Origin of the sequence: Arthrobacter mobilis (assembly GCF_012395835.1) — a bacterium.
GTDB classification, from domain to species: Bacteria; Actinomycetota; Actinomycetes; order Actinomycetales; family Micrococcaceae; genus Crystallibacter; species Crystallibacter mobilis.
The window spans coordinates 70,325-76,179 of sequence record NZ_JAAZSQ010000004.1 but is presented as its reverse complement, the minus strand read 5'-3'; the positions used below and the strand labels follow the sequence as shown (position 1 = coordinate 76,179).

The following is a 5,855-nucleotide window of genomic DNA, read 5'->3' as shown; positions in this document are numbered from 1 at the left end:
GTGGCCATCACCACGGCGGGCACCACCATGGCGCCCACCACGGCGGCGGCCACCACGACGGCGCGCCGCCCTCGGCCGGCACCGGAGAATCCCTTGGCATCGGCAGCCTGAAGGAGCAGAACCTGTGACCGCGAACCACCTCCTGCGAGAACTTGCCCCCATCTCTGCTGGAGGCTGGCGGCTGCTGGACCAGGAGGCCCGGCAGCGCCTGACCGTGGCGCTTGGCGCCCGCAAGGTCGTCGATTTCAGCGGGCCCCGCGGCTGGGAGCATTCGGCAATGAGCCTGGGCCGGACCGACGAACTGCCGCTGAACGACGGACTGGTGGTCGCCCAGCGCCGCGTCCTGCCGCTCGTGGAGGTCCGCGCGGATTTCACCGTGTCCCGGCGGGAGCTCGAGGCCTATGACCGGGGCGCCGCCTACACCGACCTGGACAGCCTGAACGAGGCCGCGCTGCGGATCGCCAGCGCGGAGAACGTCGCCGTCCTGCACGGCTGGGAAGCAGCCAGCATCCACGGCGTCACCCAGGCTACCCCGCACGAGCCCATCCCCCGGGTGGAGGACTTCGTCGACTATCCCAAGCGGGTGGCCAAAGCGGTGACCGTGCTGCTGCAGGCCGGCATCGGCGAACCGTTCGGCCTGGTCCTGGGGCCCGGTCACTACAACGCCGTCATGGAGAGCACCGAGCGCGGCGGCTACCTGCTTGCCGAGCACCTGCAGCGGATCCTGCACGGGCCGATCGTGTGGGCACCGGGCGTGCGTGGTGCCATCGTGATGAGCCTGCGCGGCGGGGATTTCCTGTTCGAGTCCGGCCAGGACCTCTCCATCGGCTACAGCCACCATGATGCCGACACGGTGCACCTGTACCTGGAGGAGTCGTTCAGCTTCCAGGTGGCGACGCCGGAAGCTGCGGTCCACCTGAGGAACCGCGGCGAAGAATAGGCCGTCCGGCCGGTGCCGCGGTGCGGCACCGGCCGGCGCAGCGTCAGCCTTCGCGGATCTGCGTCCTGAGCTGCTCCGACAGCCGGCCGCAGGACTCGATGATCTCCTCGGCGTCGGCCGCCGGCCCCTGCAGGGTACCCGCGATCTTGCCGTCGGTGATGTCGGCACGGTCGGCCGCGAGCGTCGCGCGTGCACCTGCGGCCGCGGACCGCGCGGCCTCCAGCGCCGCGGCGATGTCGCTGCGGACATCGGGATTGGCAAAGCCGGCGAGTTCCTCGCCGAGCGCGAGGATACTCCGGGTGATCTGGATCAGCTTCTTCGGCGGCCGGACCGCTTCGCGCAGGGCGTCCTGGATGACTCCGCTGCGGGCACCGCGTTCCGTCTCGGATTCCTTCGGCAGTTCGTAGGCGGAGGCTACGCGGGCGAAGGCCCGCTCGTCGTCGTCGGCCAGGGCCAGGGACTGCGGAATCAGGTCGGAGGCCAACCGGGCAATCCGCCGCGCGTCCCTTTCATGGTCGGCAAAGCGGGGACCGGTGGTGAAGTTGGCGGCCATGGAGATCAGCGCCGCTGCCTGGGCTGCCTGTATCGCCGCTGCGGCCCCGCCGCCGGGGGTGGCTTTTCCGGCGGCCAGGCGTTCGAGGAAACCGCCGATCGTTTCTTCGGAGATCATCGGACTACCGGCCGTCCGGGTCATCCGGGCCGAACTCCTCCTGCGGAGCGCCCGCGCGCTCGCTGGGAGCGCCGCCTTCCAAGCCGTCGGACAGGGTCTCGTCCACCGGCCGTTCCGAATCCGTGTCCACGCCGGCCTCGACCAGCTCCGGGGGGACGGCGTCGATGCCTTCATCCGGGATGACCGGATCCTCCCCCTGGATGTTCAGATTCGGGTCCGGCAGATTCTGTTCGGTCACGTTCCTGCTCCTTCCACGGGACGGGTCGGCCAGTTGTTAAGCAAACCTAGTATTAAAGCCGGGGCAGGGGAACACCGGCCCCGGTACGGAACGGCAGCGCTGCCGCCCCGGCAGCCGGGGAAGGCAATCACCCCTCGGCCCGCCCACCTGCTGTCTCCGACAGCGGGACCTCCCGGATGAACAGCGCCAGCACCAGTGCCGCCAGCACCAGCGGCACCGCCAGCAGGAAGACCGGCGGCAGCGCCTGGCCGAAGGCGTGGGCAATGGCCTCGCGCTCGGGCGCCGGCAGGGCACGCAGCACGGCCGGGCCCAGCGAACTGAATCGTGCCGTGCCCACGCCGGGAACGCCGGCGGGGGCTGCGGCGAGCTGGTCCGCCAGCCGGCTGATGAAGAGGGAGCCGAACAGCGCGATGCCGAAGGTAGCGCCGATCTGCCGGAAGTAAGTGACGGTAGAAATGGCCGCGCCCAAGGTGCGCTGGGGCACGCTGTTCTGCACGATCAGCACCAGGTTCTGCATGGTGCAGCCAATGCCCAGACCCAGGACCGCCAGGCCTGCGGCGGTGAAGGCGTACGGGGTGGTGTCCGAGATCCGCGACAGCATGACCAGCCCGGCGGCGGCCAGGCCCGCGCCCAGGACCGGGTAGATCTTGTACCTGCCGGTGCGCGAAATGAGCTGCCCGCTGCCAATGGCGGCCACCAGCAGGCCCGCGACCATCGGGACCATCATCAGCCCGGACTCGACGGCCGTGGCCCCGTTGACCATCTGCAGGAACGTGGGCATGTACGCGATGGCGGAGAACATGGCGATGCCCACGGCGATGCCGATCAGCACCGGCAGGGTGAAGTTCCGGTGCCGGAACAGCTGCAGCGGCAGGACCGGTTCGGCCGCACGGCGCTCGACGGCGGCGAACAGCACGGCCGCCACCGCGGCGGCGGCACCGAGCCAGATGGCCACCGGGCTGTCCCAGGCCCGGCCGGCTCCGGCCCAGCTGGTGAGCAGGATGAGCGCCGTGCTGGCCAGGGCCAGCAGCACAGCTCCGGGATAGTCCAGCCTGGGCCGCGGCCCGCCCGGCCCGCGCAGGTGCAGCGAGGAGATGATCACCGCCAGCGCCGCTGCCCCCAGCGGCAGGTTGATGTAGAACACCCACCGCCAGCTCCAGTAGTCCGTGATGAACCCGCCCAGCAGCGGGCCGGTGACCGAGGCCAGGCCGAAGGCACCTCCGATCAGGCCCATGTACTTGCCGCGTTCGCGCGGGGAAACCAGCTCCGCGATGATCGCCTGGGCCCCGACCATCAGACCCCCGCCGCCCAGACCCTGCAGGGCACGGAAGGTGATCAGCCCGGAGATGTCCCGGGCCAGGCCCGAGAGCGTGGAACCGGCCAGGAAGACCGCGATCGCCAAGATGAAAATGCTTTTGCGCCCGAACAGGTCGCCGAGCTTGCCGTAGATGGGCAGGCCGATGGTGGCGGCCAGGATGTAGGCGGTAATCACCCATGAAATATGCTCCAAGCCGTTCAGGTCGCCCACAATGGTCGGCAGCGCGGTGGAGACGATGGTCTGGTCCAGGGCGGCGAGCAGGACGGCCAGGACCAGCCCGAGGAAGACGCGGTTGGTCTGCCGCCGCAGCCCGGGGTCTGCTGGCGAGGCCTCGCTGCCGGTTCCCTTGGGTGTCTTTTTCATGTCGCAAGCCCTTGCACAGTGGAACGCCGCCGGCAGTACCCACATTCCGTCCGGGCCTTTCCCCGCCCGCCGTGTCCGGTGATGGACGCGGACCGTTCCGGAACGGCGGTCGCACGGCCTATGCTGGCGGCATGTCTGCGCGGCCGGAGGACTATAACAAGGCCTTGGAGAGGGCGAAGGCCCATGCCCTGGAATGGCTCGCGTCGATTCCGGAGCGGCCGGTGGGGCCGCAGGCCACGGCGGACGAGCTGGCGGCCCGCCTCGCGGTCCCCCTCCCGGACGAACCCACCGACCCCGCCGAGGTCGTCGACGAGCTGGCCGCGCTGGTGGAGCCTGGTTTGATGGCCATGCCGTCCGGCCGGTTTTTCGGTTGGGTGATCGGCGGAACGCTGCCTGCGGCAATGGCCGCTGACTGGCTGGTCAGTGCGTGGGACCAGAACACGGGGCTGCGGTTCGCCACGCCGGCCGCCGCGGCCGTGGAAGAGGCGGCGGGGACCTGGATCCTGGACCTGCTGCACCTTCCCGCGGACTCCGACGTCGGATTCACCACGGGGGCCACCATGGCCAACTTCGTCGGGCTGGCCGCCGGACGCCAGGACGTGCTGGACCGCGCCGGCTGGGACCTGCCTGCCCGGGGGCTGGCCGGTGGGCCCCGGGTGAACGTCTTCGTCGGGCGGGAACGGCACGACGTCGTGGATCTGGCCCTGAGGTACCTGGGCCTGGGCGCACCGAACGTGGTGGACGTGGACCGGCAGGGCCGGATCCTCCCGCAGGCGCTGGCCGGGGCGATGGAACGCGTCCCGGGGCCGTCCATCGTCTGCCTGCAGGCGGGCAACCTGCACTCCGGTGCGTTCGATCCGGTAGGCGAGGCTGCCGCCGTCGCCCATGAACACGGCGCCTGGGTGCACGTGGACGGGGCCTTCGGCCTCTGGGCCGCGGCCAGCCCGCTTTTCCGTGAGCAGACGGCGGGGCTGGAGACGGCGGATTCGTGGGCAACCGATGGGCACAAGACCTTGAATGTCCCCTACGACTGCGGCATCGCCGTGGTGGCCAGGCCCGCGGTTCTTCGCTCCACGTTCGGCGTGCACACCAGTTACCTGATCACCGATGAGCACGGGCCCGGGGATCCGATGGAGAAGGTGCCCGAGCTCTCGCGCCGGGCCCGCGGGATCACTGTCTGGGCGGCACTGCGCTCGCTCGGCCGCGCCGGCACGGTAGCGCTGGTGGAGCGGCTGGCAGCCCGTGCCCGGGCGCTGGCCGAGGGCATCGCGCGGATTCCGGGGGCCGAGGTGCTCAACGAGGTGGTGTTCACCCAGGTCTGCGTCAGCTTCGGCGAGGATGAGCGGACACGGCAGGTGACCGCCCGGCTGATCGCGGACGGGACGGCGTGGATGTCCGGGTCCCGCTGGCAGGGCCGGGACGTGCTGCGGATTTCGGTCAGCAACTGGTCTACGGACGACGACGACGTCGGGCGCTCCCTGGATGCGGTCCGGCGGGCGGCGGCGGAAAAGTGAAGGACACCGCGCCCTGGGCGCGGCGTGAGGGGGTGGCCGATGGAGATCTGGGCAGGCAACGCCTATCCCTTGGGAGCCACCTACGACGGCAACGGCACGAACTTCGCGATCTTCAGCCAGGCAGCGACCCGGGTGTTCCTGTGCCTGTTCGACGACGGCGGGAAGGAAACCCGGATCGAACTGGAAGCTGTCGATGCCTATGTCTGGCACTGCTACCTGCCGCACGTGCTGCCGGGCCAGCTGTACGGCTACCGGATCGAAGGTCCCTATGACCCGTTCCGGGGCCTGCGCTGCAACCCGGCCAAGCTGCTGCTGGACCCCTATGCCAAGGCCGTGTACGGGACCATCGACTGGGGCCCGGCGATGTTTTCCTACAACTTCGGTGATCCCGACTCGTTCAACGACCTCGATTCGGGACCGTACACGGTCAAAGGGGTGGTGATCAGCCCGTTCTTCGACTGGCAGGGCGACAGGCCTCCCCGGATTCCCTACAACGATTCGGTCATCTACGAGGCGCATGTCAAAGGCCTCACGATGCTGCATCCTGAGGTACCCGAGGAAGAACGGGGCACCTTCGCCGGTGTCGCCCATCCGGCAGTTGTGGCGCACCTGCAGAAGCTCGGCGTCACCGCCATCGAACTCATGCCGGTGCACCAGTTCGTCAACGACAGCGTCTTGCAGGAGCGGGGCCTGTCCAACTACTGGGGCTACAACACCATCGGCTTCTTCGCCCCGCAGGACACCTACGGATCCACGCGGGAACCGGGCCTGCAGGTGCAGGAGTTCAAGGCCATGGTGCGTTCGCTGCATTC

The 5,855-nt window shown here is 69.7% G+C and carries 5 protein-coding genes and 1 pseudogene; 3 read left to right on the top strand and 3 right to left on the bottom strand.

Features of this window, described 5'->3' with window-relative positions:
* Positions 1-124: 124 nt before the first annotated feature.
* Positions 125-940: a family 1 encapsulin nanocompartment shell protein gene (locus HGG74_RS06385; RefSeq protein ID WP_168485523.1), complete on the top strand. Its 816-nt coding sequence runs from the start codon at positions 125-127 to the stop codon at positions 938-940.
* A gap of 43 nt (positions 941-983) precedes the next feature.
* Here the strand turns inward: HGG74_RS06385 and HGG74_RS06380 are convergent, their stop codons facing one another.
* The 3 genes from HGG74_RS06380 to HGG74_RS06370 form a co-directional block, all read right to left on the bottom strand.
* Positions 984-1,610, bottom strand: a complete 627-nt coding sequence (locus HGG74_RS06380) for a cyclodeaminase/cyclohydrolase family protein (RefSeq protein WP_168485522.1) — start codon at positions 1,608-1,610, stop codon at positions 984-986.
* Positions 1,611-1,614: 4 nt separating this feature from the next.
* Positions 1,615-1,848 carry a hypothetical protein gene (locus HGG74_RS06375; protein WP_168485521.1) on the bottom strand — a complete coding sequence of 78 codons (234 nt, stop codon included), beginning with the start codon at positions 1,846-1,848 and terminating at the stop codon, positions 1,615-1,617.
* Positions 1,849-1,975: 127 nt separating this feature from the next.
* Positions 1,976-3,529 (bottom strand): MDR family MFS transporter, encoded by a 1,554-nt coding sequence (locus HGG74_RS06370; RefSeq protein ID WP_168485520.1) that lies wholly within the window; start codon positions 3,527-3,529, stop codon positions 1,976-1,978.
* A gap of 131 nt (positions 3,530-3,660) precedes the next feature.
* Between HGG74_RS06370 and HGG74_RS06365 the strand changes: the two genes are divergently transcribed.
* Entirely contained in the window at positions 3,661-5,043 is a 1,383-nt protein-coding gene (locus HGG74_RS06365; RefSeq protein ID WP_168485519.1) for a pyridoxal phosphate-dependent decarboxylase family protein, read from the top strand.
* Positions 5,044-5,082: 39 nt separating this feature from the next.
* Positions 5,083-5,855 (top strand): annotated as a pseudogene (locus HGG74_RS21435) (glycogen debranching enzyme); the annotation flags it as partial.

What these genes read in the sequence shown, in the direction of transcription:
- HGG74_RS06365 (WP_168485519.1), top strand. Translation starts at nt 3,661, where the DNA reads ATGTCTGCGCGGCCGGAGGACTATAACAAGGCCTTGGAGAGGGCGAAG.
- HGG74_RS06370 (WP_168485520.1), bottom strand. Translation starts at nt 3,529, where the DNA reads ATGAAAAAGACACCCAAGGGAACCGGCAGCGAGGCCTCGCCAGCAGAC.
- HGG74_RS06380 (WP_168485522.1), bottom strand. Translation starts at nt 1,610, where the DNA reads ATGATCTCCGAAGAAACGATCGGCGGTTTCCTCGAACGCCTGGCCGCC.